At 63.8% G+C, this 25,267-nt stretch carries 18 protein-coding genes; 13 read left to right on the forward strand and 5 right to left on the reverse strand.

Features of this window, described 5'->3' with window-relative positions; genetic code table 11:
* Positions 1-55 precede the first annotated feature (55 nt).
* The 4 genes from AT984_RS07875 to AT984_RS07890 all read right to left on the reverse strand — a co-directional run bounded on the left by AT984_RS07875 (position 56) and on the right by AT984_RS07890 (position 4,512).
* Positions 56-2,398, reverse strand: coding sequence for an ATP-dependent DNA helicase (locus AT984_RS07875; protein WP_058719626.1), 2,343 nt, complete (start codon positions 2,396-2,398; stop codon positions 56-58).
* A complete protein-coding gene (locus AT984_RS07880) occupies positions 2,395-3,258 on the reverse strand; it encodes a hypothetical protein (protein WP_058719627.1) in 864 nt (287 codons plus the stop codon). Before AT984_RS07880 ends, AT984_RS07875 begins: the two co-directional genes overlap by 4 nt.
* A 75-nt stretch (positions 3,259-3,333) precedes the next feature.
* On the reverse strand, positions 3,334-4,050 hold the full coding sequence (locus AT984_RS07885; protein WP_058719628.1) for an RES family NAD+ phosphorylase: 717 nt from the start codon (positions 4,048-4,050) through the stop codon (positions 3,334-3,336).
* Between the two features lie 18 nt (positions 4,051-4,068).
* Complete coding sequence (locus AT984_RS07890; protein WP_058719629.1) at positions 4,069-4,512, reverse strand: MbcA/ParS/Xre antitoxin family protein; 444 nt, start codon at positions 4,510-4,512, stop codon at positions 4,069-4,071.
* Positions 4,513-4,818: 306 nt separating this feature from the next.
* Here AT984_RS07890 and AT984_RS07895 point away from each other — a divergent pair, with 306 nt between their 5' ends.
* The 6 genes from AT984_RS07895 to AT984_RS07920 all read left to right on the forward strand — a co-directional run bounded on the left by AT984_RS07895 (position 4,819) and on the right by AT984_RS07920 (position 10,907).
* Positions 4,819-5,550: a DUF3348 family protein gene (locus AT984_RS07895; RefSeq protein WP_156421932.1), complete on the forward strand. Its 732-nt coding sequence runs from the start codon at positions 4,819-4,821 to the stop codon at positions 5,548-5,550.
* 2 nt (positions 5,551-5,552) lie between these two features.
* A complete protein-coding gene (locus tag AT984_RS07900; RefSeq protein ID WP_058719631.1) occupies positions 5,553-8,273 on the forward strand; it encodes a DUF802 domain-containing protein in 2,721 nt (906 codons plus the stop codon).
* Entirely contained in the window at positions 8,270-8,938 is a 669-nt protein-coding gene (locus AT984_RS07905) for an OmpA family protein (RefSeq protein ID WP_058719632.1), read from the forward strand. Before AT984_RS07900 ends, AT984_RS07905 begins: the two co-directional genes overlap by 4 nt.
* A complete protein-coding gene (locus tag AT984_RS07910; RefSeq protein ID WP_058719633.1) occupies positions 8,931-9,611 on the forward strand; it encodes a DUF2894 domain-containing protein in 681 nt (226 codons plus the stop codon). Before AT984_RS07905 ends, AT984_RS07910 begins: the two co-directional genes overlap by 8 nt.
* 69 nt (positions 9,612-9,680) lie before the next feature.
* Positions 9,681-10,388, forward strand: coding sequence for a Crp/Fnr family transcriptional regulator (locus AT984_RS07915; RefSeq protein ID WP_058719634.1), 708 nt, complete (start codon positions 9,681-9,683; stop codon positions 10,386-10,388).
* A 138-nt stretch (positions 10,389-10,526) separates the two neighbouring features.
* Complete coding sequence (locus AT984_RS07920; RefSeq protein WP_156421933.1) at positions 10,527-10,907, forward strand: hypothetical protein; 381 nt, start codon at positions 10,527-10,529, stop codon at positions 10,905-10,907.
* Here AT984_RS07920 and AT984_RS07925 read toward each other — a convergent pair.
* Positions 10,891-14,064, reverse strand: a complete 3,174-nt coding sequence (locus tag AT984_RS07925; protein WP_197418274.1) for a tetratricopeptide repeat protein — start codon at positions 14,062-14,064, stop codon at positions 10,891-10,893. The two genes, AT984_RS07920 and AT984_RS07925, sit on opposite strands and share 17 nt — an antisense overlap.
* Positions 14,065-14,332: 268 nt before the next feature.
* Here AT984_RS07925 and AT984_RS07930 point away from each other — a divergent pair, with 268 nt between their 5' ends.
* From AT984_RS07930 to AT984_RS07960, 7 genes are all read left to right on the forward strand, one after another.
* Positions 14,333-15,538, forward strand: coding sequence for a saccharopine dehydrogenase family protein (locus AT984_RS07930; protein WP_058719637.1), 1,206 nt, complete (start codon positions 14,333-14,335; stop codon positions 15,536-15,538).
* A gap of 17 nt (positions 15,539-15,555) precedes the next feature.
* Positions 15,556-17,046 carry an aldehyde dehydrogenase family protein gene (locus tag AT984_RS07935; RefSeq protein ID WP_058719638.1) on the forward strand — a complete coding sequence of 497 codons (1,491 nt, stop codon included), beginning with the start codon at positions 15,556-15,558 and terminating at the stop codon, positions 17,044-17,046.
* A gap of 195 nt (positions 17,047-17,241) precedes the next feature.
* On the forward strand, positions 17,242-18,594 hold the full coding sequence (locus AT984_RS07940) for a DUF1329 domain-containing protein (RefSeq protein WP_058719639.1): 1,353 nt from the start codon (positions 17,242-17,244) through the stop codon (positions 18,592-18,594).
* 27 nt (positions 18,595-18,621) lie between these two features.
* Positions 18,622-20,253: a DUF1302 domain-containing protein gene (locus tag AT984_RS07945; protein WP_156421935.1), complete on the forward strand. Its 1,632-nt coding sequence runs from the start codon at positions 18,622-18,624 to the stop codon at positions 20,251-20,253.
* A gap of 32 nt (positions 20,254-20,285) precedes the next feature.
* Complete coding sequence (locus AT984_RS07950; protein WP_058719641.1) at positions 20,286-22,679, forward strand: efflux RND transporter permease subunit; 2,394 nt, start codon at positions 20,286-20,288, stop codon at positions 22,677-22,679.
* A 177-nt stretch (positions 22,680-22,856) separates the two neighbouring features.
* Positions 22,857-23,747, forward strand: coding sequence for a WD40/YVTN/BNR-like repeat-containing protein (locus AT984_RS07955; RefSeq protein WP_231741584.1), 891 nt, complete (start codon positions 22,857-22,859; stop codon positions 23,745-23,747).
* A gap of 61 nt (positions 23,748-23,808) precedes the next feature.
* A complete protein-coding gene (locus tag AT984_RS07960) occupies positions 23,809-25,224 on the forward strand; it encodes an amidase (protein WP_058719642.1) in 1,416 nt (471 codons plus the stop codon).
* The last annotated feature ends 43 nt before the right edge of the window (positions 25,225-25,267 follow it).

Raw genomic sequence — 25,267 nt, forward strand, 5'->3', positions numbered from 1 at the left:
TGCAGGTTTGCGAGCCTTCAGGCCTCGATTTTTCGAGCGCTGCGGGTGCCAAAAGTCATGCTGGCGTGATCTGCCACCAACTCGGCAGCAAAGCCTGCACCTCGCGGCGCAAGTAGCGGTCATCCAGCAAATGGATCACACCTTGGTCGTGCACCGTGCGAATCACCCGGCCGGCGGCCTGCACCACTTTTTGCATACCCGGGTAGACATAGGTGTAGTCATAGCCTTGACATAACAATTCATCTAAGCGGCGTTTGAATTGCTCGTTCACCGGGTTGACTTGGGGCAGGCCCAGGGTGGCGATGAAGGCGCCGATCAGGCGGGCGCCGGGCAAGTCGATGCCCTCGGAAAAGCTGCCGCCCAACACCGCGAAGGCGATGCCGCAGGACTCTGGCGTGAAGCGGGCCAAAAAGCTTTGCTGCTCGGCTTCCGACATGCGCCGCCCCTGTGCCCAGCAGGGCAGATCGGGGTAGTGCGTCTGCAAGCATTGCAGGGCTTCTTGCAGATAGCTGTGGCTGCTGAAAAAGGCCAGGTAGTTGCCCGGCATGGCGGCGTAGGCCTGCGCCATCACATCCACCAAGGCGCGCAACGAGGTCTGGCGGTGCTGGTAGCGAGTGGAGATGTGGCCGGCGATGTGGACTTGCAATTGCTCGGCCTGAAAAGGCGAGGCCACCTCCACCCAAGGCGTGCCATCCGGCAAGCCCAGCAGATCGGTGTAGAACTGCGCCGGCTGCAAGGTGGCCGAGAAAAGCGTCACCGTGTGTGCGCTCAAGAAACGCTGGCGCAAAAAAGGTGCGGGCACCACATTGCGCAGGTTCAAGCTCAGCCTAGGTTTGGCACGGCTGTTGCCGCCCATGCGGAAGCTACTTGCGGCGGCCCCGCCACCAGGCAAGGCCTGACCCTCGCTGAGATCCTCGCGCTCGATATCGCACAGGGAGTTGGCGTCAAAGGCCTCGGCCATGCGGGTGAACTGCAGGGCTTCAAAGTAAAAGCGCTGCAGCGCCTCATCCTGCTGCGCGGGGTGGTCTTGAAAGTACTCGCCAAGGGCGCTGACGGCCTGATGCATCGCTTGCAGCAGCTTGTCCGGCAGCAGCGTTTGCAGCTCAAAGGGCTGATCATGGCTTTTGCCCAGCTCGGTCCAGCAACGCTTGAGCCGGTCCAGCGGCTTTTTGAGCTGAGCCGGCGCGCTGTGCCGCAGCGAAGTCAGGCTGTCTTGCCGCGCGCTGGCCGAGTACATGGCACGCGCCCGGCTCACCAGGTTATGGGCTTCATCCACCAGCACGGCGACCCGCCAGCCGTAGGCCTCGGTCATGCTGTGCAGCATGGCGCTTTGGTCGAAGTAGTAGTTGTAGTCGCCCACCAGCACATCGGCCCAGCGCGCCATTTCCTGGCCCAGGTAGTAGGGGCAGACGCTGTATTGCTGGCCGAGCCGGCGCAAGGTCTCGCGGTCCAGCGTGCCGTGTTGGATGGCGGCCTGGCGGGCCTGCGGCAAGCGCTCGTAAAAGCCTTCGGCCAGCGGGCAGGACTCTCCGTGGCAAGCTTTGTCGGGGTGTTCGCATGCCTTTTCTTTGGCCACCAGTTCCAAGCTGCGCAGCGGCAGCCCCGGCGCATGCTTGTGCACGGTGGCCAGGCTGTCCAGTGCCAAGGCGCGGCCCGAGGTTTTGGCGGTGAGGAAGAAGATTTTGTCCAGGCGCTGGCCCGGTGCGGCCTTGAGCAGCGGGAACAGCGTCGCCAAGGTCTTGCCCAAGCCGGTGGGCGCTTGCGCCATCAGGCAGCGGCCGGCCACGGCGGCGCGGTAGACCTCGGCCGCCAGTTCGCGCTGGCCGCTGCGGAACTGGGCGTGGGGAAAGGTCAGCGCCGTCAGCGCGGCATCCCGGTTGCGGAGGTGTTGCGCCTCCTGCTCGGCCCAGGCCAGGAACTGATCGCAGTGGTGGCTGAAGAAGGCCTGCAAATCGGCCCGGCTATGGGTTTCGACCAGCGCGGTTTCGGTCTGCTTGTTGACGTCGAAATAGATCAGCGCCAGTTCCAGCTCGTCCAGGCCCAGCTTGGCGCAGAGCAAGGCGCCGTAGATTTTCAGCTGCGCCCAATGCAGGGCGCGGTGGTTGGCCGGCATGGCTTCGAGCCGGCCTTTGAAGGTTTTGATCTCTTCCAGGCGCTGGCGTTTGGCGTCAAAGCCGTCGGCGCGGCCGCGCACTTGCAAGGCGCCGTGGCAGCCGCTGAGGCTCACTTCGGTTTGATAGTCCGTCCCGCGCCGCTCGGCTACTAAGGCGTGGCCGGCCATGCCTTCTTGCGCCGTCGGGCTGGGGGTGAAGCGCAGGTCCAGATCGCCGCGCTTGGCGGTGAACTCGCACAAGCTGCGCACGGCGACCGTGCAGGTGCTTTCGCTACTCGTGCTCAAGGGCTGTCGTCCGGTGCGCCCAGTTCGGTTTGGGCGGCGGGTGCGTCATCGCGGCGCAGCGGCGTTGCCTTGGCCAGGGCCAGCCAGACGGGGAAGGGCAACTCATGCGCTTGACTGTTGTTTTGCTTCACTCGGTTCACTGGACGGGCCGGGCGGGCTAGTTCCAGCCTCGTGCCCGCTGCTGTGTCGCCAGTGCTGCCCGCGCCGTGCAGCAGCCACACGCCGAACTCTGGCGGCAGCTCCTCAGGTTCGGCAATGTCAGCCGGAAAGACGTAGAACACTTCGCTGCTGAGCCATTGGTAGCACTCACGCTTGGCTTCATGGCGCAGGTCTGAGAGCAGATCGGCGCGGCTGACCTTGATCTCATGCACCTGGGGTTGCAGATACTTGGCCTGTGAGGTGTTGCGTACCGAAAAAAGATCTGGCCGGGCCATGCGCCAGGAGTGCTGCGCCGGCGCACTGTCGGACATCCCGTAGGGCGCTTCCGATTCCTGAGTCAGCCAGCTCTGTTGCGAGCTCGGCGCCGCCTCGTCTTTCTGGCTTAGCTGAGCGCGCAAGGACAGCTCGTGCCACACGATGCGACCGTCTTGCTGCAAGCGCCGGGCCATTTGCTCGGCCAATTGATCATGGGCACTGGCGGCGCGCTGGTTTTGCTGCCGCGAGCTGGCCAGCAGCTGGATGCCGGCGGGGCTCAGGCGCAGCAGGGCCGCGCCATTGGCCTGCGGCTCCAACGTGACCCACTGCGCGGCCAGCAGATCAATCTCGATGGCATCGTGGCTGGGCCAGCCCGCCGAGCGCCAGATTTTCATCAGGCGACTCAGGTGGGCGCGGCTGGGTTTGAGGGGCAGGGCGGGCAGCATGGCTGTACAAGTGTACAGTGGTGTGCGGTGCTGGCTGGCATGCCGCGGGCCCGGCTGGCTGAGCGACTGCTGCCGTTAAATCCGGTGATGGCCGGACTTCAGATACCACTCATGAATGCCTGTGCCGTCCCAGCGCAGGGTGACATGTTCGGCCTGGCGTGCCGGTGGCGTCGCCGCTTGCGGATTGAACAGGCCCAGGCATTGGCCGCCCGGCTTGCGCACGCTGTCGTAAACGAGACCGAGGCTGCCGGCGGCGCGCAACTGGGCGCCCAGCGCTTGGCTGGCCGCGTAAGACAGCGGGTCATATACGGCGCGAAGGGCGCGATGCTTGGGGGCGCTCCCCAGGCCGCGCAGATCGTGCAGGGTGGCGCTGACGGTAACGCGGTAGCAGCGCATGTCCACATCAATTGCCGCTTCCTGTGTGCAGGCCAGAAAGCGCGCCTGGTGGTAGCTGACCTCGGCCACCGCGGTGTCCAGATCGGCGGCGGCGTAGTAGACGCCGTAGCTGCCGTCCGAAAAGCGGCTGCCGTCCGGGTTCAGGTGGGTGAAGGCGGCCATGATGGCGCTGCAACCCGGGCCGCTCAGGCGCTGCTCGGCCGGCACCAGGCTCAGTTCACCAACCTCGTCCCTCAAACGCGGGTTGCCGATTGCTTCAATCGCAAACACCAGATCCAGATCGGCCGCCTGGCAGACCCGTTCAAACAAAGAGATGGGCGGGAAGCGGCTGGGGATCAGGCGGCAACTGTCGGGCCAGTGCAACTGCGTGGTGGGATAGGCAAAGTTGTTGCTCATGCGGCGTTCATTCGCCACTCAGCCGCCGCGTTGCGCATCCAGATACTGGCGCACCACGAACAGATCAGACACCTGGCCGGCCAACATGCGGCTCAGCGCGCTGCTGCCGCCGAAAAGGGGTGCGGTATTGGGCTTTTTGATCCAGGCATCGGCGCGCTCGGGGATGGGTAGCAGGATTTGCAGGCCGGCGTAAATGCCAAACACATGGGAAAGTCGCTCCAGCGTGGCGGCGTCCAGTCCGCTTTTCACGCGACCGGCCTTCCAGTCGAAGAAAGTCGTGCGGCCACAGCCCAGCAGGCGCTGCTGCTCCTCATTGCTCAGGCCCCAGGCCGCGGCGATATTGAAAAAAGTACGCAGCGCGCCCTCGGCGGTGGCCTTGGACTGCAGATCAGGTCCGGCAGTCCCGGTCGCACGGGCAGTGGTCTTGGCGCTGGACTTACGGGCGGCGGTGGCGAGGGTCATGAGGGTCTCCTGAACCTTGATATGGCCAGTTTACGTTCGCTAGCGGATTTAATCAAATATTTAGTCCGGTAGTGAATTCGAGTGCCGAACGCCGTGATCTCCTCCGCCAGGGCATTGGCTCTGCCAAGGGTCAGGTCTTGCCCATGATTTCGCCCGGCGTGGCCGCTAGGTCGCCGTCCTGAGCGGAGCTGCGTGCCAAGCGAGCGCGGCCACGGACAGGAGTAGACTGCGCCCCTTTTGCCCATTTTTTGTGCTGATTTCGCCCGTTTTCAGCCCCACTTTTCTTCTGCGACATTGATTGGCAGCATGACGCCCGAATCGCGGCCCACCCCTCAAACCGGATCGAGTTTTGTTCGCGCGCTCGCGGCACTCGCGGTGCTCGGTGACGCCGGCAGCCCCGCCTCCACGGACGCTTTTGCCCAAAGGCTGAGCCAATGGCTGGACTGGACCCACGCCATTGAGCTGTCAGCGGCTTTGGCTGAGGCACCCCCAGGCGTGGGGCGGCCGGCTGTGGCGAGCAGCAAGGCCTTGGCGATGCTGGAAGCCGATTGTGCACATACCCGGGCGGCCCTGCAAAAGCTCGTCAGTCAAGCTGCTGCCGGGGTCACCGATGGCGTTGTGGCAGGGGAGGCTGAACCCGATTTCGCCGCGCAAAGGCAGGCATACGCGAGCTGCCAGCAAGCTTTTGCCTCGCAAGTTGGGCCCTTGCGCCAACGCCTGCGTGATGCCTTGGCCAAACAGTCGCCCGGCCTTGCCAAGCTGGCCGAGCTGGATGGTTTGATGGAACGTGCACTCGGCGCGCGCGAGCGTGAATTGCTGGCCGGTGTGCCCGGCCGCTTGGCGCCGCGCTATGCCCAGCTGCGCCGCACCCAGGCCGACGCGAGTCCAAGCCCGGCCACCAGCGAAAATTCCCCCTGGCTGACTCAGTTCCACCGCGAGATGCGCGCCTTGCTGCAAGCGGAGCTGGACTTCCGCCTGCAAGCGGTCGATGGCTTGCTGGAAGCCTTCCGACAATCCCAAGTTGCCCAAAGTTCCTGATCATGATGAAACGTTTTCTACTCCTTCGCTGGGCCACTTTGCTGGCCGGCTTGGCCGTGATCGGCTGGGTGGCTTATGGCTACTGGGGCAGCCATCCTTTGGCTTTGATGTTGACGGCGCTGATTGCTGCCTTCTATCTGATGGGTGTGTTCGAGCTGCGCCGTTTTCAGCAAGCGACCCAAGCTTTGGCGCAAGCGATTGAGGGTCTGAGTGCAGCACCCGCTAGCCTGAACACTTGGCTGGAGGCCGTACCGGCGACCTTGCGCCATGCCGTGCGCCGCCGGGTAGAAGGCGCACCTGTGGCCTTGCCCGGCCCGGCCCTGGCGCCTACGCTGGCGGGTCTGGTGGTTTTGCTGGGCATGTTGGGCACCTTCGTCGGCATGGTGCTGACCTTGCGCGGCACTGGCGCGGCGCTGGAAAGTGCGTCGGATTTGGTGGCGGTGCGCAATTCGCTGGTCGGCCCGGTCAAGGGTTTGGGTCTGGCTTTTGGCACTTCGGTGGCCGGGGTGGCGGCGTCGGCGGCTCTGGGCCTTTTGGCTGCTTTGTGCCGGCGTGAGCGTGTGCAGGTCGCGCAGCGCCTGGATGCATGCATTGCCGGCCATTTGCGCGGCTTCTCCGCCGTGCATCAGCGCGAGGAATCACTCGCCCTGATGCAGCAGCAAGCCACGCAGATGCCCGCCTTGGTGAATGGCTTGCAAGCGCTGATGGCGAGCATCGAGCGCCAAGCCGAACTCGCCAATGAACGCCTGCTGGCCAGCCAGGAACGTTTCCACGCCAAGGCCGACGCGGCTTACACCGGCTTGGCCCAGGCGTTGGATCAAACCTTGCAAAGTGGCGTCAAGGCCAGTGCCCAACGTGCGGGTGAAACTCTGCATGCCGTGGCCAGCAGCACTTTGGGCAGCATCGCCAGCGAAACCAAGGCGCTGCAGCAAAGCCTGACAGCCGCCATGCAGGCGCAGCAGATGGAACTGTCCGCACGCTTCGACTCCAGCGCGCAAACCATCAGCGCGGCCTGCCAGACCTTGCTGGCGCGCCAGGAAAGCAGCAACCTGTCGGTGGTGGACGCGGTGCGCGCCAGCCATGAAGGTTTTGCCACTACCTTTGCCCAAGGCAGCAGCGCCTTGCTGGCCGAAGTGGCCCAGCGCCACGCAGGCTGGCAAGCTGAAATGGCCGCGGCCATGCGCACCATGGCTGCCGAGAACCAGGTCGTGCAGGCGAAGATCAGTGCGGCGGCCAGCCAGCACCTGTCCGAATTGGATCAACGCCACGCCAGCTGGCAGGGCGAAATGGCAGCGACCATGGGTGCCCAGAGCGCCGAGAACCAGGCTCTGCGAGCGGAAGTTGTTGCTGCGACCAGCCAACACCTGACTCAGCTGGACCAGCGCCACGCCAGCTGGCAGGCGGAGACCGCCGCCACGCTCAGCAGCCTGGGCCGTGAGACGCAAGCCTTGCACAGCGCCATGGGTGGTGCGCTCAGCCAGCATCTCGATGCCGTGGCCCAACGTCATGGTGCTTGGCAGGGCGAGGCCGCCAGCATGCTGAGCGGCATGGCCAGCGAAACCCAAGCGCTGCAAGCCAGCATCAAGGCGGCTGCGGCCGCGCATCTGGATGAAGTGGCCCAGCGTCACCTGGCTTGGCAGACCGAGATGGCCGAGGCGTTGAGCCGGATGAACGGTCAGGCGCAAGCCACTCAGGATTTGATGAGCCGCTCGGTGAGTGGTCATCTGGAGCAAGTGGCCGAGCGCCTGGATCGCACGGTGCAACAACTTACCCAAGGCTGGCAGCAGGCCTTGAGCCAGCACGAGCAAGTCAGCAGCCAGCTGAGCCAGCAAAACCAGCAGGCGCTGGCGGGTGCCGCCAGCCAGTTCGAACAGCACGGCCAGGCTTTGCTGGGCCGGATGCAAGCGGGCCAGGCTGAGCTGCAAAACAGCGTTGGCCAGCATGAGCAGCAACGCGTGCAAGCCATGACCCAGGCGCTGGAGGCCATGGCCGCATCCTTGCGCCAGGAATGGCAGGCCGCTGGCGCCGACACACTGGCCCAGCAGCAGCGGGTGTGCGAAACCCTGGAGCGCACCGCGCTTGAGATCACCGCCCAGGCCGAGACGCAGGCCCGCAGCACCAGCCACGAGATTGCCCGCTTGATGCAGTCGGCCTCCGAGGCCCCGCGTGCCGCCGCCGATATGGTGGGCGCGCTGCGCCAGCAACTGTCCGACAGCCTGGCGCGCGACAACCAGATGCTGGAAGAACGCGCCCGCGTGCTGGCGACTCTGGGCGGCCTAGTGGACGGCATGAACCAATCGGCGCTGGAGCAACGCAGCGCCATCGACGCGCTGGTAGCGTCGTCGGCCAAGATGCTTGAGCATGTGGGCGGCCAGTTCAATGCGGAGCTGGATGCGCAAACCGGCAAACTGGCCGATGTGGCCGCGCAAGTCACCAGCAGCGCGGTCGAGGTGGCCAGCCTGGGCGAGAGCTTTGGCTTTGCGGTGCAGCTCTTCTGTGAGTCGAATGACAAGCTCAGCGCGCACCTGCAGCGCATTGACACCGCACTCGGCGCGGCCATGGGCCGCAGCGATGAGCAGCTGAGCTACTACGTTAGCCAGGCGCGCGAGGTGATCGATCTCAGCCTGCTGTCGCAAAAGCAAATCATTGAAGACTTGCAGCGTCTGGCTGCACCTTCCGGCCGCACTGACGCGCGACCCGCTCAAACTGCCTCAGCACCATGAGTGAAGGTCTGGACATCGACGCCAGCGAAGACGCTGGCCTGGAAGCCACCACCCCGGTGTGGGCCGTTTTTGGCGACCTGATGGCCGGTCTGCTGGGCGCGTTTGTGCTGATTTTGCTGATGGCGATTGCCTCGCAGCTGGAGCTTGCCACCAAGCTGCAAGAAGAGATCAGCAAGCATCAGCGGGAAGAGCAGCGGCGTCAGGCGCTGGAGCGGGCGCTGGCCATTCCCTTGGCCGCCGGGCGCGTGACCTTGGAGCATGGCCGCATCGGCATCAGCGGCAGCGTGCTGTTCGCCTTCAATTCCGCCGAGCTGCAGCCCGAAGGCCGGGCGCTGCTCAAGACCTTGGCCGGACCGCTGACGACTTATCTGCAAGCGCGGGATGAGATCTTGATGGTTAGCGGCTTCACCGATGACCGGCAGATGCGCGGCAGCAATCAGCAGTTCGCCGACAACTGGGAGCTCTCAGCCCAGCGGGCTTTGACGGTCACCCGCGCGCTGATCGAGGCTTCGGTGCCGTCCTCCGACATCTTCGCCGCCGCCTTTGGCTCGGAGCAGCCGGTAGCGCCCAATGACGATGCGCAAGGCCGCTCGCGCAACCGCCGGGTGGAAATGGCGCCGATCGCCAGGCCCTCTCGCAACAAGCCGGAAGCGCCACATGGCTGATGAAGCCGCTCGGCTCAATCCAGCGCCCGCTCAGGCCAGTTCGGCGCGGGTGCGCCAACGCCTGATCGAGGTGATGGCCCGGCGGGCCAGCACGCTCGAGGGCAGCGCGCGTGAGCGGCTGGAAGCCCGGCTGAGCACGCTGCGTTTGGCGACGCAGAGCGGCAGCGTGGAAGAGCAGGGCGCCGCGTCGCTGAAGAGCGACGCGAGCCCAGTACCGCCCCAGCCCAAACCAAGCCCATTGGCCGAACTCTTGCGGCATATTCAAGGTCAAAAAGAGCTGGCCGGTGGCGCTCCGCTGGGTCAGCCTGTTGGTCCAGTTGCGGGCCCAGCATCAAGCCAAAAGGCAGCGGCGGCCTCGCGTCCGCCAGCTGAACCCCAGGAGCTGCAGTTTTTCCGGCGCACCTGGGCGCGGCTCAGCGTGGACCGGCAATTGGCCCAGTCGCGCAAAGCCTTGCCGCGAAACGCCGGACCGCTGAACTCGCACCACATCGTGCATCGCACCCTGAGCCTGATGCAGCAGATCTCACCCGCCTACCTCGAGCATTTCGTCGGCTACGTGGACAACTTGCTGTGGCTGGATCAGTTCAACGAGCAGCAGTTCGCGCAGGATCCGCCGCCAAAAGCGCGCCCGTCACAGGCGAAGAAAGCGGCCGCCGCCAAGCCACGCGGCTAAGCACAAGCCACTAGCACCGCAGTGCGTGGTGCTGATGCATACTGGCCCCGCCAAGCCCAGGAGCGTGCCTTGTCCAACACCGAACTCTTGACGGCTGCCACCGCTCGCTTTGCCGAGTTGCTTTCGCACCCGGAGGGTGTGGTGGCGGTCATTTCGGCCTTGCTGGCCGGCGCCCTGATCATCGCCAGCACCATTGTCAAGACCATCATTCCGCTGCGCTGGCTGGCAGTGGGCAGCAATGTGGGCTTCGTCATCTACGGCGCACTCGGCCAGGCATGGATGGTGCTGGCTCTGCATGCGGTGCTGTTGCCGGTGAATCTGGTGCGGGCCTGGCAGATGCACAGGCTCACCCGCCGGGTGCGCGCCTCGGCGGAGGCGGCTGATCTGTCTGGCGTGTGGCTGCGCCCCTATATGAAGCAGCGCAAGCTGAAGGCTGGCAGCGTGCTGTTCCGGGCGGGCGATCTGGCTGACCGGCTCTACTTTTTGGTGGAGGGGCAGGTGGAGATCGTTGAAGGCGGCTATCAAATCAAGCCCGGCCAGATCTTCGGCGAGATCGCCTTTTTCGCGCCCGACCGCATGCGGACTGGCACCGCACGTTGCGTGCGTGCCAGCACCGTGATGTCGATGGATGAGACCACCTTCAAGCAGCTGTACTTTCAAAACCCCGAGTTCGGCTTCGAGGTGGTGCGCATGATTGCTGGTCGCCTGAGCAATGACGTTAGGCGCTTGCAGCAGCGCTTGCAGCCGGATGTCGACGAGCCCAAAGCTCCGGCTTGAAAGCCCGCTTCAGCGCGCAGGCTGCTTCAGTAGCTTTAGCTTTTTCGCAACCGGCCTGGCTTTCGCAAGCTGGGGAATCGGAACAGAATCCGCTCGGCTGATCGCTGGATCGGCGGCCCAAACTCAAGGAGATTGACGATGTTGAATCGATGGGTATTGCTGGCTGGACTCTCACTGATGGCGCATGCCGCCATGGCCCAAGGCGCCGACCGAAAGGTGGACGTACAAGTTGCTGCCGGCGCGATCAAGGTGGCTCCCGATCCGGTGAATATGGCGCGGAACCAGAATCGGATCGAATGGACGCTGAACACTGATGGCTACACCTTTGCAGCCAATGGCATCGTCATCAAAGACGCGAATGGCGACTACGGCGACTGCGGACCTATTGGCAACAAAGGCAAGAAATTCGCTTGCAAGAAGCTGCGGCACATCGATCGCAAGGACTTCAAATACGACGTCAACTTAAAGGATGGCCAGGGGCAGCCGCTGTCTTTGGATCCCGTCATTCATAACGAATAGCGTCGCCATCGTGCTTGGCCGGGCCTAGCAGTGCAGCAGTGCGCCGCAGGGCCATGCCAAGCTCGGTCGCCTCTCCGATCTGAAGGAGGGCGGCCAGAGCTTCGGCAGCAGCTAGCGAGGCAAGGGCGGCCTCGGACTCATCTTGCAGATGCGCGCACTGCGCTTGGATGCAGAGCAGAACGCCGAGCCCGCTTTGGTCGTCGGCCGCTTCGAGCAAGGGCCGGCTCTCGTGTAGGCAGCTGTGAACCCGATCGAACTGCTTCAGTTGCAGATGCGCCCCAGCGAGATAGCAAAGCACCTGCCCCTCCAACTGACGATCACTCAAGCTCCGGGCCATGCTGAGTGCATCTTGCAAAAAGTGCAGGGCATCTATCGCCTGATCTTTATTGCTCATGAAGATGCCTAGATTGCAAAGGGCGACGCATTCCAGACGGGCGTGCCCCAGTTCTCTGGCAATCGTCAAGGCGTTTCGACTGAGCGTAATCGGGTCATCGGCGCGTTGTTGCAAATGGTGCAGCAAGCCCAGATTACAAAGCGCATTGCCCTCACATTTGCGGTCACCGAGCTGACGTGCAACTTTGAGCGTGGCTTCGAAATGCTGCTCGGCCGGCGCCAAGTGGCCTCGCCCAAGATCCAAGATGCCTAAATTGCCGAGCACGCTGGCTTGCCAATGCAGATCTTTGTGCTTGCGCGCTAAGGTCAATGCAGCGAGGTAGTTGCTCTTGCCTTCGTCCAGCTGACCTGCCTGGGAAGCCAGAATTCCCAGTGTGTTGAGTGCTGAACATTCCAAACGAGGATCTGGCGTTGCCTGGGCTTGCTGCAAAGCCTGGGCGGCGAACTGCGTCGCGGCCTCTAGCTGGCCTTCGCGAGCAAATAGCTGCGCGAGCAAGATCGATGCGGCCGCGACCGTGCGCTTGTGGCCAATTGCCTGCCCTGCGAGTAAAGCAGCTTCGGCATGGCGCCTAGCGTCCAGCAGGACCCCGCTGGCATGGCTTGCCTGAGCCAGCAGCAACTCGACCCGCGCCGTCAACTCGTCGTCCAAGCTCTGCTTCTGCGATACCGACAGTGCCAAGCTCACGCCCACCTTGAACGGCCCATGCAAGCTCAACGCCGACCAGGCGCCTTCCAGGGCGCCGGTGGCTACTCTGCCGTCGCCCCAATGAACAGCCCTGCGGCAGGCGACGATCAGGTTGTCAAGGTCGCTGCAATTGCCGTCCTTGGCGTGATCCGGGCCCAGCGCCGCAAACCACGCCGCGTGCCTGGCCTGTGCCGCCCGCAAAGCGGCCGGCCCGCTGCCTGCAAAGCGCCCGGGGGTACGCAGGTGTTCATCGGCATAGGCTTGTACGCTGACCAGCAAGTCGAATCGCTCGCTGGAGATGGCTCGGACAAAGGATTTGTCGACCAGCGAATGCAGTGCGTCCACGCTCCAGGGCGCGTCAGCAAACGCGCTCAGATCGATCACGCTTTCGGCTGCGGCGAGATTGAAGCCGTTCTCAAACACCGATAGTTGGGCCAGAGTTGCGCGCTCCGCGGGGCTAAGCAGATCCCATGACCAGTCAAAGGCTGCCCGCAGCGTGGACTGCCTGTCGTGCCGCCCACCAGTGCTGGCCAGCAGCTTGAAGCGCTCGCTCATGCGCGCCAGCATGGCCCGAGGCGGCAGGATGCGTACTCTGGAAGCTGCCAATTCGATGGCGAGCGGCAAGCCGTCAAGCAGGCGCGCGAGGGCGCCGACGGCCGCGCGGTCTTCGTCGCTGGGGTGAAAGTCGATGCGCGCCGCATGTGCGCGCAACCAAAATAGCTTCTCGGCGTCCGGCAAGGGCAGGGGGGCCAAGGCCAAGGTCTCTTCGCCCGGAATGCCCAGCACCTCGCGGGTCGTCACCAGGAAGTGGGCGTCCGGGGCGCGGTCTAGCCATTGGCCCAAGGTGTCTTCCGCGTGGCGTGCCACTTGTTCGAAGTTGTCGAGGATGAGCAAGCAGCGGCCACGCCCCGCAATGGCACGGCACAGTTGCTCGACCGGATCGAGCTTGTCCAGTCGCATGCCCAGCCCTTGCGCTACGGCGGAAGCAAGTCCATCGACGCTGCGTGCGGCCGCCAAATCACAAAACCAGACGCCACCGGGGTAGTTGCCGCGCCAAGTCCAACCGAAGTGCGTGACCAGGCGGGTCTTGCCCGCGCCGCCAATGCCTAATACTGAAACCAGACGGGCATCAAGGGCAAAGCGACGGGCCAATTCCTGCAGAGGCGCGCGCCGGCCGACAAAGGCGTCGCGCTCGGCCGGCAAGCTGTGGCGTATGTCCCGCACCGGTTGCCAATGGCCGGCTTGCTGGACCACACGATAGGCCTTGTCGGAATCGGGTGGCGGGAGGAATGGGGCATCTGCCGTGCCCGCCTCGAACAATTCAAGTGGCTCCGGCAGCCCTTTGAGTCGCCAATGGCCGTGCGAGATCAGTCCTTGCTCGTTTTGCCCCAGCAGTTCACGCGCCGCCTTGCTCAGCAAGGTCTGCCCACCGCGTGCGGCCGCCATCACTCGCGCCGCCACCGGCTTGGCCAGGCCGTCCACTTCCAGCGGCTTGGCGCCAATGGCCACATCGTGGGGGCTGTTTTCACGCAGGGTCACGGGTCCGGCATGCAGGCCGACGCGCGCTAACAAGGGCTCGGGCAGGGCCGCCAGGGCCTGGTGATAGGCGAAGGCGAAGCCAAGCGCGTCACCGGCCCGCTCGAAGATCAATAAGAAGCCATCGGCCTTGTCGATTTCCCGGCCGTGCCATTCGTGAAGCAGGCTGCGGGCCAGCTTGTCATGGGCCAGCCACAGCTGGGCCATTTGCTGGTCGCCAAGGCGCTCAGAAAGCGCCGCGCTATCGACGATGTCGATCAAAAGCAGGCAAGCAAGATCGAGTTGTGCCAATTGAGGAGCGGCCTTGCCCTTGGTGGCTGGGGCGCAGGCCGATGGTATGCGATGCGAGTGCGCCATGGCGTGGTGGGCTTGCACATCAGCGCCGGCTTCGGTGCTGATATGGCTCGCCGCTGGGCGGGCCGGTGTAGCTGGCGCCGCCAGGGCTGCTCGGATGTGCTGCCGGTGGTCCGATTTGGTGTCCTGCCTGGGCAGGCTCAAAGCACTAAGTTTCAAGGGGCATGGTGACGCCAATCTCCTCGTCATGGATGTGGCCGCGGCTCGCCAGCACCCCATCAGAGAACCAGCCCCCCCGGTTTTCAATAGCCGATTAAAAGTTCGCCTTAATGAATTTGGCCGCAAGAAGCTTTCGATTCAATGTTGCCCGGAAAAATTCAGCATCACGCCTAGAGAATGCTTCGTTGCTGAATGAGTGGCGTGAATGGCGGGGCTCTCTCTGAATTCTAGGGAAACCACCATAAGCCGAGTGATGGTTCGGCTTTAAAGTGAGGGCAACACAAAAAGGAAGTCGGCAATGAGCAAGAAGGTAAGGATCGCCATCCTGGGCGGCGCGGGCATGATGGGGCAGGGCATCATTCGCGATTTGTTGTCTGAGCGCGCCGTGGTCGATGTCGCGGAAATCAAGCTGTTTGATTCCAATCGCGAGCGCATGACGGCCTTGACCCTGGAGCTCAACGACGCGCGCCTGACGCTGCATGAGCTGGATGTGAGCGATCCCCAGGCGCTCGCCCGCTCCCTCGATGGCTCAGACATTTGCGTCAACTCAGTGCCGACGCTGGCCGGCTTTCAAATGGCCATTTTTGAGGCTGCCTTGGCTGCCAAGGTGGACTATGTCGATCTGGGTGGCTTGGGGACCTACACGGTCAAACAGCTGGAGTGGCATGAGCGTTTCCGCGCCGAAGGTGTGGTGGCCGTGCTCGGCGTCGGCGCCGATCCAGGCATGTCGAATGTGATCTGCCGCGCCGTGGCGGATGAGCTCGATGAGATCGACAGCATCAAGCTCTACTGGGCCGCGACACTGTCCGGCCCCGAGAATCCGGTGCTGGTGCCGCCCTACAGTGTCTCGACGGTCTTGGCCGAGTACGCGCATCCCTGCTTGCAGTTCCTGGATGGCCGTCATGTGGAATGCGCGCCGCAGACCGGCATCGAAGTGATCGATCTGCCGCAGCCTTGGGGGCGTTGCGAATTCATGTATTCGATCCACTCCGAGCAGCTGACTGTGCCGCTGGCGGAGGGCATTCGCGAAAAGGGCATCAAGGAATTCACCTGGAAGCTGCATCTGCCCAAGCGCGAGCATGAGGCCTGGGTCGGCTTGGTCAAGGCCGGCTTTGGTGATTTCGACCGGCCGGTGGAGATCAACGGCGTCGCGGTTCGCCCGCTGGATGTGCTGAATGCCGTCATCAGCCGCAATATCAGCGAGAAGGCAGCGCAGATTCCCGAGCAAAAGAGCAGTGAGATCCACTTCGCCATCGGGCACGGCCGGGTTGGCGGCCAAGCGGCCACGGTGCGTTGCGAGGTGCTGGTTCATGCCGACCCGATGTACGCCGGCTATGTGGATGCGGCAACCTCGATGAACGCCTCCATCGCCGTTCAGCTGATGTTGCGTGATCCGCGTCGCCCCGGCGTCTACGCCCCAGAGGCCTACTTCAAGGTGGATGCCTACTTTGAAGAGGCCAGAAAGCGCAAGTTCGCGATCTCGCTGACACGCGAGTTGGCTTGAACACGGCAGCAGCCAGCATGCGCCACCAGCTCTACATCAACGGTGCTTTCGTCGAGCCCGTCGGCGGCGTCTACTTGGACGTCATCGATCCGGCTTGCGAAGAGGTGTTCGCTCAGGCCGCGGCGGCCAGTGCTGCGGATGTCGACGCAGCGGTGGCGGCAGCTCGCCATGCCTTTGATCACGGCCCTTGGCCACGGATGGCTGCCGGGCAACGCGCCGCCGTGTTGCGCCACGTGGCCAGTGCCATCCGGCAGGATCAGCAAGCGCTGGCCCAGCTGGAGCTGCGTGACAACGGCAAGCCTTTGAAAGAAGCGCTTTGGGATGTCAGTGACGCCGCCTTTTGCTTTGATTTCTACGCCGATATGGCTGAACAAATCGAAGCCGAGGGTGAGGCTGCGGTGGATGTGGGCGATGCACGCTTTGCCTGCCGCGTGCGCAAGGAGCCGCTCGGTGTGGTGGGTGCCATCACGCCTTGGAACTTCCCGCTGCTGATGGCGGCTTGGAAGGTGGCGCCTGCCTTGGCTGCAGGCTGTAGCGTGGTGCTCAAGCCTTCCGAGCTATGCCCGCTGAGTTGCGGTGAACTGGCTCGTTACCTGCACGCAGCCGGCCTGCCAGCCGGCGTCTTTAACCTGATTACCGGCACGGGGCCGGAGGCTGGCGCGCCGCTGGCGGCTCATCCGGGCGTCGACAAACTGGCCTTCACCGGCTCGCAGGCAACCGGTTCCAAGATCATGGCCGAGGCGGCACGCGACATCCGCAAAGTCAGCCTGGAGTTGGGCGGCAAGTCGCCCTTCATCATCTTTGCCGACGCTGACCTCGATCAAGCGGTGCAGTGGATCCAGTTCGGCATCTTTTGGAATCAGGGCCAGGTCTGTTCCGCCACCTCGCGGGTCTTGGTGCAGCGGCCTTTGTATGCCGCGCTGGTGGCGCGTTTGAAGGCCGCGGCCGAAGCAATCACCATCGGGCGGGGCGATGAGGACAGCGTGCAGATGGGCCCGCTGGTCAGCGCCGCGCAGCATGCCAAGGTGATGGGTGCCATTGCGGCCGGCGTGCAAGGCGGGGCCCGCTTGGTGACGGGCGGCGAGCGGCCTGCGCATCTGTCCCGTGGCTACTTTCTTCAGCCAACCGTCTTCACCGATGTCCCCACCGACCACGTCTTGTGGCGCGAAGAAGTGTTTGGCCCGGTGGTTGGCATCAATGCCTTTGACGACGAGGCCGAGGCCATCGCCTTGGCCAACGACAGCCGCTACGGCCTGGCAGGCGCGGTGATGTCGGCCGATCTAGAACGCTGCGACCGCGTGGCGCGCGCGCTCCGTGCGGGCGTGGTCTGGATCAACTGCTCGCAACCCACTTTCACTCAATTGCCCTGGGGTGGCTACAAGGCCTCGGGCATTGGCCGGGAACTCGGGCGGCACGGCATCGAGGCCTTTATGGAGATCAAGCAGATCACCAGTTTTGTGAGCGATGAGCCCTGGGGCTGGTACCCGGACAAGGCGAAGCCCGCGTGAGCCGAGGGCGACATCAGCAAGTTCTTGAAGTTTGTTTATCGGGTGAATCGAAGTTCAGTCTTACGCGTTTCAACGTGACGCAATCGCCGGCGACGGCAACTCCACCAATCAGACGGGAGATCAAACATGGTTCTTCAGCATCTTGAACATCGGACACGCGCAGCCCGCTTGCGCCGAACAACGCTGTCTTGCCTGATGGCGGGGATGGCCCTGGCCGTGGCGAGTTCTGCCGCTTTCGCCTCCGATGCCCCCGCGCTTGGGCCCGGGCGCACGCCGCTCGGTGGGGAGGTGGCGGGCAATAAGGATGGTCGCATCCCAGCCTGGGTCAACGAGGCGCAAGCGGTGGAGGGCTGGTCCTACGGCAAGCTGCGCAAGGATCACTGGAAGTACAAGGGCGACAAGCCCATCGCTTCGATCACCGCCAGCAATGCGGCCCAGTTCGCGGAGCAGCTGAGCCCCGGCCAACTGGCCTTGCTCAAGCAAAACCCCGGCTTTCAGATGGATGTCTACCCGACGCGGCGCAGCTGCGGCGCGCCGGACTTTGTGGCCGAGAACACCAAGAAGAACATCGGCACGGCCAAGCTGGGTGATGACGGTTGGAGCTTGAAGCAAGCGGTGGTGCCGGGCATTCCGTTCCCCACGCCCACCAGCGGCGAGCAAGCCATGATGAACTGGAAGATGCGCTACCACGGGGTTGGCATCGACTATCCGAATGGCTTCACCTTCGTCTCGCCACGCCGCGGCAGCGAGGACTGGATCCAGGCCGGCTTCGAACAAACCATGTTCTATCCCTGGGGCAAGAAGGGCTCCAACAAATTGTCCGACGTGGGCAATATCGAGTACTTCACCTACTTCAGCTACAAGTCGCCGGCGGCGCTAGCCGGCCAGGCCTTGGCGGCCAATGTCTACCTCGACACCGCCAGCAGCGAAACCTTTTACTACTTCCCGGGCCAGCGCCGCGTGCGCCGCCTGCCGGCCTATGCCTACGACGCGCCGCAGATCGGTTTCGAGAACCAGTATCTGCTGGACGAGACCATTATGTTCACCGGCACTCTGGATCGCTTTGACTGGAAGCTGGTCGGCAAGAAGGAAATGCTGGTGCCCTACAACGTATTCGGGGCCTATGACTTCAAGGCCAAGACGTCCGAGGTGATGCAGAAGAACGCGCTGGCGGCGAGTTCGCGCCGCTACGAGTTGCACCGGGTCTGGGTGGTCGAAGCCAGCGTGAAGAAGGGTGCTCGCCATGTCTCGCCCAAGCGCACCTACTACCTCGATGAGGACAGCTGGAACGCGGTGCTGGCCGAGGACTACGACATGCAGGGTGCGCTGTGGAAGGTGCGCGAGGGCTTCCTGATCCCGGTCTACGAGACCGGCACCTGTGACGTGGCCGCCTTCAGCCAATACAACCTGCCGGAAGGCCGCTACATCCTGGACTTCAGCACCGTCGCTGCAGGCGCGGACGTCAGGTGGCTGACCGAGGCCAGCGGTGACCGCATGAAGCCCTCGTTCTTCACCTCCGAAAACCTGCGCGCCATCAGCGACCGTTGACGCCTCGCCATCCTCAAGGAGAAATTCGTGAAAAAACCAAATTTCGCGGCGGGCGTGCTCGCCGCCGCTGCGGCCATCGCTTGCGCCGGTGCCTCCGCTGAAACCTTCAGCACCGACTACTTCACTGGTAGCTTTGACTCCACGCTGAGCCTTGGCACAGGCATTCGCACCAAGGCGCCAAGTGGGGCCTTGATCATTGAAGGCAATCAAGGCGGGCCCGCCGGGCAACTGGCGATCACCAGCGCCATGGGTGACCAGGGCGACCTGAACTACGCCAAGAACGACGCCTTCACCCGCTACCTCAAAGGCTCGCATGAACTGCTGCTGAAGTTCCCGGAGAACTTCACGGCCATGGCGCGGGTCAGCTGGCTGCGCGACTTTGCGGCCACCCGCACCACCGGTTGGACCAGCGCCACCACGCCGCCCGGCCTGGACGGCAACCTGGCCGACGATGCGCGCAGCGATCTGAAGTTCAAGGCGCGTTTGCTGGACCTCTGGGTCAGCAAGAAGTTCGAAATCGGCGATCAGTCGGTGCGCGTGCGGGCCGGCAATCAGGTCATCAGTTGGGGCGAAAGCCTGTTCGTGCCAGGTGGCATCAACGTCACCAACGCGGTGGACGTGATGCGCTTGTCGCAGCCCGGCACGCAAATCAAGGAAGCCATCCTGCCAGCGCCCATCATCAGCGCGGCCACCGGCCTGGGCAATGGTTTGAACGCCGAGGCCTATGTGCAGCTGGGCTGGAACGCCAACTACATGCCGCCGACCGGCAGCTACTGGTCGGTCTCCAATGGCCTGGGCGCAGGCCACGACAGCTACGGCCTGCAAGAGGACAAGGCGCGCAATAGCGGCCAGTGGGGCGTGTCGCTGCGCTATCAGCCGCAAGGCACACAGCTGAACCTGGGCGCCTACGTCATCAACTACCACGACAAGTCACCCACCTTCACCTTCAACAACCCGGACGGGGCGATGGGCTGGGTGTACGGCGAGGATCGCAAGCTGTACGGCTTGTCGGCCAACTTCCCGCTCGGCGACTGGGCCATTGGTGGCGAAGTGTCCTACCGGCCAAAAGATGCGGTGACCCTCAATGCCGCCAATGGCTGTGCCTCGCAGAACGGCACTTGCGCGGTGGACAGCGCGCGCATTCAGATGGCGCTGACGGGCTTGTTCAGCCTCAGCCCGGACACCTCGCCAACACTGCTAAAGGTCTTGGGCGCTGACTCCGGCACGCTGCTGGCCGAGGCCGTGGCGATCCGCTTCCCCAATTTGAAGACGCAGTACGGCGATGACTTGATTGCCGCGGGCGGCTGGGGCTGGGGACAGGAGAAGTCGGTCGCGGGCACGCCCTTGGCGGTGGGCACCAAGAACTCGTCGGGTTTCAGCTTTGACTTCAGCTGGGTCTACGACGGCACCTTGATTCCGGGCTGGCAGGTGGTGCCCGAGGTGTACTACTTCCGCGCACTCTCGGGCCGCACACCGAACGGCGCCGCCACCTTCATGAAGGGCGCGAGCTCGGCCAATTACATCGTGAGCTTCATCCAGAACCCGGCCAAGTGGCAGTTCGCGATCAATTACGCCCGCTTCATGGGGGGCGACAGCGCCTTTGACCAGCCTTACCGCGACCGCGACTTCATCGGCCTGAATCTTTCGCGCAATTTCTAAGCTGCACGACTTTTTTGCTGGCAAGGCGATCAATGACTCACCGTTATCTCGACCGTTTCGAAGCCCTCTGCTTTGGCCGGCGCAAGCTGCTGATGTGGCTGCTGCTTGCGCTGACTCTGGCCATGGGTTTCTTCGGCAAGCAGCTGCGCATGGAGGCCGGCTTCGAAAAGCAGATGCCGACTCACCACCCTTATGTGGATACCTTCCACGCCTATCGTGACGACGTGATGGGAGCCAACCGGCTCAATATCGTGGTGCGTGCGAAGAAGGGGACGATCTGGACAGCGGCCGGCCTGAGCCGGCTCTACCAGGTGAGTCAAGCGGTGACGTTCTTGCCCAATGTGGAGCGACTCGGCGTGCAGTCGCTGTGGACGCCCAATAGCTTTGTCAACGAGATCACCGAAGAAGGCTTCCGTGCCGACCCCTTGATCGATGGCAGCATCACGCCGGAAGCGCTGGACGAAGCGGCGATTCTCAAGATCAAGGCCGCTGCGATTCAGGGGGGATTCATCGGTACCTTGGTCTCGCGTGGCCAAGACAGTGCCATGGTCACGGCCGAACTGATCGAGACCGATAAGGACGGCCACAAGCTCGACTATGTCGACTACAACCGCATCCTCGAGGAGCAGATTCGCCAGCGCTTCGAGGACGCCGACTTCTCGATCGAGATCATCGGCTTTGCCAAGCAAATCGGCGAGATCGCCGATGCCGCAAGCTCGGTGCTGGTGTATTTCGCCCTGGCCATCTTGCTCACCGCAGTAGCCGTGTACTGGTACTGCCGCTCGCTGCTGTTCACGCTGCTGCCGATTCTGTGCTCCTTCACCTCGCTGATCTGGCAGTTTGGCGCGCTGCATCTGCTTGGCTTCGGGCTCGATCCTCTGGCGGTGTTGGTGCCATTTTTGGTCTTCGCCATCGGCGTGTCGCATGGTGTGCAGCAGATCAACTTCATCGTCCGTGAAGTCTCACTGGGCCGCAGCTGCGAGCAGGCTTGTCGCGCCAGCTTGTCGGGGCTCTTGATCCCCGGCACCTTGGCCTTGGCGACAGCTTTTGTGTCCTTCATCACCTTGCTGCTGATTCCGATTCCCATGGTGCGGGAGCTGGCGATTGCCGCCTCGCTGGGGGTGGGCTTCAAGATCATCACCAATCTGGTCATGCTGCCGGTGCTGGCGTCCTTCTTCCAGATGAGCCCCGACTACGCCAACGCCGCCATGAATTTGCGCGAGGCCCGCGCTGTCTGGTTGCGCAAGCTGGCGCGCATTGCGCAGCCGCGCAATGCGGCCATCTGCTTGACGTTGGTGGGCGCGGTGTTTGGCCTGGCGGTTTGGCAAAGCCATGGCCGGGTGGTGGGCACCGTGCTACCTGGCGCGCCCGAGCTGCGCCCGGATGCGCGCTTCAATCTCGACGCGGTGTCGATCGCCAGCAATTACGACACCGGCCTGGACTGGCTGACCATCATCTTCGAGGCCAAGTCCGCTACTGGCGCAGCCGCGCCCGACCCCGGCATCGGCTTTTGCGGCAACGTCAATATCGGCCTGTACCAGGACCGCTTTGTGTGGGCGATGCAGCCGGTGGAGGGGGTGCTGTCGATTGCCGCTTTCTCCGAGCAAATGAAGCAGTACAACCTGGGCTACAACGAGGGCAATCCCAAGATGGAGTCGGTGCCGCTCGATGCCGCCAACTTCGCGGCCTTGGCCACCGAGATCTCGCGCGGTCGCGGCACCATGCGCAAGGATTGCAGCATGACGGCGGTGCATCTGTACCTGAACGATCACAAGGCGGTCACCATCCACCGGGTCATCGATGCCGTCAAGGCCTTCGCCGCCAGCAATACCGAGCCGGGTGTGCAAATTCGCTTGGCCTCAGGCAATGCCGGCGTGCTGGCAGCTGTGAACGAGACGCTGGAGCAGAGCGAGTTGCCCATGCTGCTCTATGTCTACGCCGCCATCGTCGCCTTGGTGTTGCTGACCTACCGTGACTTCCGCGCCGTGCTGGCCTGCTGCCTGCCGCTCACCATTGGCACTTTCATCGGCTACTGGTTCATGAAGGAGCTGCAGATCGGCCTGACGGTGGCCACCTTGCCAGTGATGGTGCTGGCCGTGGGCATCGGTGTTGACTACGCCTTCTACATCTACAACCGCTTGCAGCTGCATCTGTCCCGTGGCCTGGAGATCAGCGCGGCGCTGGAGCAAGCCATTCTGGAGGTGGGCACCGCCACCATCTTCACCGCCGTCACGCTGGCGGTGGGCGTGGCCACCTGGTCCTTCTCCGAGCTGAAGTTCCAGGCCGATATGGGCAAGCTGCTGGCCTTTATGTTCATGGTCAATATGGTCATGGCGATGACCGCGCTGCCCGCTTTTGCAGTCTGGCTGGAGCGTTTGTTTCCGCGCACCCAAGCCGCCCGCGTCCCTGGGCTGATGCAGCACTGATGCAGCGGGCCACCCAAAGTGAATATGCCAATGTTTGAATCAGCGCGAATCTCAGCTTGGGGCCACTCCCCAGCGACTTCTCGAGCCATCTTCCGCGCCGCTTTTCGCACCATAGCCATCGCAGTAGCATTTGCCGCTGCCTTGCCAGGTCAGGCGAGCGAGCCTGCGCCGACGCCGGTGCAACTGCGCCCAGCGACGCGCTCGGCGCACGCCCAGCAAGCGCCGATGCTGGCGGCCGCCTGGGCCGGCGCACGTGCCGTGGCGGTGGGGGCACATGGCACGGTGCTGCTGTCGGACGACCGCGGCGCTAGCTGGCGCCAGGCCAGTGTGGTGCCCACTCAATTGACCCTGACGGGGCTGTCTTTCGCCAATGAGCGCGAAGGCTGGGCGGTGGGGCATGGCGGCGTGGTGCTGCACACCCAGGATGGGGGAGAGCGCTGGCAGCTGCAGCGCAGCGAGCTGAGCCAGGACCGGCCCCTCTTCGCGGTGCATTTCTTTGACCGCGAGCGCGGCGTGGCCGTGGGCCTGTGGTCCCTGGTGCTGGTGACGCGTGATGGCGGCCGCCACTGGCAGACGCAAGAGCTGGCACCGCCGCCGGGCTCCCAGCGCGCCGACCTCAATTTATTCGGCTTGTTTGCCGGCCCCGGAGGCGCGCTCTATGCCGCGGCCGAGAAGGGATATGTTTTGCACTCGGCCGACGGTGGGCAAAGCTGGGACTACCTCAGCACCGGCTACCGCGGTTCCTTCTGGTCGGGTCTTGCCATGCCGGACGGTGTGTTGCTGGTGGGTGGGCTGCGTGGCGCGCTCTACCGCAGTGGCGACAACGGGCGCAGCTGGAATCGCATCCAGCATGAGTCCAAAGCCGCCATCACCGCCTGGGCGCAGACAGGAGAGCGCAGCTGCCTGGCAGTCGGGCAAGACGGCTTGCAGCTGCTCAGCACCGACAACGGCGCCAGCTATCAAGCGGCCCCCCGCCAGGACCGCGCGCGTCTCGCCGCGGTGCTGGCCAATGCCAACAAGCCCGCATTGCTGTTCTCCGGCCAAGGCCCTTTGACCTCACAACCCTGACGAGCCTAGCGCTAGGCACCGTTCTCAATCCAATCATCTGAGCTCAGCTCAAGCCAATTCCATGTCCAAGCCAATCAGTCACGACGATCTTTGCTTTTTGCCTGCAACGGCAGCACTGGCGCTTTTTCGCGAGGGCGCTTTGTCACCGGTGGAACTGCTCAATGCCTACCAAGCCCGGGCCGAGAAACTGGAGCCGCAGCTCAATGCCTTCAGCGCCCAGCGTTTGGACGAAGCCCAAGAAGCCGCTCGCCTTTCGGAACAGCGCTACAGCAATCGCCACAGCAAGAGCGAGGCACCCCTGCGCGCCCTCGAAGGTCTGCCGGTGGCGTTGAAGAATGAACACACGCTGTGCGGCTGGGTCACCACCAAGGGCTCGTGGTTGCTGGGCAATCAAGTCGACACGGTCAACGCGCCCATCACTCAGCGCTTGCTGGATGCCGGCGCCGTGATCCACGCGCAGACCAATGTGCCTGAGTTCTATATGGCCTGCTTCACCCGCTCCGAGCGGCATGGTGTGAGCCGCAACCCTTGGAACCTGGCCATGACGCCCGGCGGCTCCAGCGGCGGCAGTGGCGCGGCACTGGCGGCCGGCTTGACGGCCATGGCTTCGGGTTCGGATATTGGCGGCTCAATTCGCATCCCCGCCAGTTACTGCGGCGTGGTCGGCCTCAAACCCAGCTATGGCCGGGTGCCGGTGACGCCGATTGGCTACGCCTTGCACACCATGAACCACATCGGCCCGATGGCCCGCACCGTGGCCGATTGCGCCCTGATGTTCAATGTGGTGAACGGCCCGCACGCGGACGATCCGGCCGCCATCAGGCCCAAGCTGGAAGTGCCGCTGGCCTTTGAGTCGGTCAAGGGCCTGCGTATCGCCTTGTCCTACGACCTCGATACGTTTGAGGTGCATGCCGATGTGCTGCGCGGCCTAGAGCAGGCGGCGCAAGCGCTGCGCGATCAGGGGGCGATTGTTGAGCCGGTCAAGCTGGGCTGGGCCGATAACGGCGCCGACGCGGTGTTCCAGCGCCTGGGCTTTGAAACCGGGCGTGAGTTTGCCTGCCGCATCCTGCGCCAGAACCTGCCCACCAGCGACTACATCCGCCAGTTCGCCATCGACGGCATGAATGTCACCGGCGAGCAGTACCTGGCCACCAACCAAGTGGTGGGCCGCATGTATGACTCGATGTCCAAGGTGATGGCCAGTTATGACGCGCTGATCTGCCCCACCATGGCCAGCATCGGCAGCCCTGCCGAAGGCGGTGTTGACGCCAACGAGATGCTGCGCACGGACGCCATGACCTATCCCTTCAACCTCTTGAGCCGCCATCCGGTGCTCAGCGTGCCCTCGGGCCTGGCGAGCAATGGGGTGCCCATGGGCGTGCAGGTGGTGGGCCGCACCTTGGATGAGGCGACCGTGTTCCAGATCGGTGCGGCCATTGAGCTGGCCCTTTGGCAAAGCCGCCGGCCGGCGCTCTGAAATCCCTGCGCGCCTCCTTAACTCCACAAACAAGCGAGCCACC

The sequence above is a fragment of the Paucibacter sp. KCTC 42545 genome, assembly GCF_001477625.1.
GTDB lineage: Bacteria > Pseudomonadota > Gammaproteobacteria > Burkholderiales > Burkholderiaceae_C > Paucibacter_A.

Bases quoted from the DNA above. Each gene is read 5' to 3' on its own strand.
- AT984_RS07880 (WP_058719627.1), bottom strand. From the start codon at position 3,258: ATGCTGCCCGCCCTGCCCCTCAAACCCAGCCGCGCCCACCTGAGTCGC.
- AT984_RS07885 (WP_058719628.1), bottom strand. From the start codon at position 4,050: ATGAGCAACAACTTTGCCTATCCCACCACGCAGTTGCACTGGCCCGAC.
- AT984_RS07890 (WP_058719629.1), bottom strand. From the start codon at position 4,512: ATGACCCTCGCCACCGCCGCCCGTAAGTCCAGCGCCAAGACCACTGCC.
- AT984_RS07895 (WP_156421932.1), top strand. From the start codon at position 4,819: ATGACGCCCGAATCGCGGCCCACCCCTCAAACCGGATCGAGTTTTGTT.
- AT984_RS07900 (WP_058719631.1), top strand. From the start codon at position 5,553: ATGATGAAACGTTTTCTACTCCTTCGCTGGGCCACTTTGCTGGCCGGC.
- AT984_RS07905 (WP_058719632.1), top strand. From the start codon at position 8,270: ATGAGTGAAGGTCTGGACATCGACGCCAGCGAAGACGCTGGCCTGGAA.
- AT984_RS07910 (WP_058719633.1), top strand. From the start codon at position 8,931: ATGGCTGATGAAGCCGCTCGGCTCAATCCAGCGCCCGCTCAGGCCAGT.
- AT984_RS07920 (WP_156421933.1), top strand. From the start codon at position 10,527: ATGTTGAATCGATGGGTATTGCTGGCTGGACTCTCACTGATGGCGCAT.
- AT984_RS07925 (WP_197418274.1), bottom strand. From the start codon at position 14,064: ATGACGAGGAGATTGGCGTCACCATGCCCCTTGAAACTTAGTGCTTTG.
- AT984_RS07930 (WP_058719637.1), top strand. From the start codon at position 14,333: ATGAGCAAGAAGGTAAGGATCGCCATCCTGGGCGGCGCGGGCATGATG.
- AT984_RS07935 (WP_058719638.1), top strand. From the start codon at position 15,556: ATGCGCCACCAGCTCTACATCAACGGTGCTTTCGTCGAGCCCGTCGGC.
- AT984_RS07940 (WP_058719639.1), top strand. From the start codon at position 17,242: ATGGCGGGGATGGCCCTGGCCGTGGCGAGTTCTGCCGCTTTCGCCTCC.
- AT984_RS07950 (WP_058719641.1), top strand. From the start codon at position 20,286: ATGACTCACCGTTATCTCGACCGTTTCGAAGCCCTCTGCTTTGGCCGG.
- AT984_RS07960 (WP_058719642.1), top strand. From the start codon at position 23,809: ATGTCCAAGCCAATCAGTCACGACGATCTTTGCTTTTTGCCTGCAACG.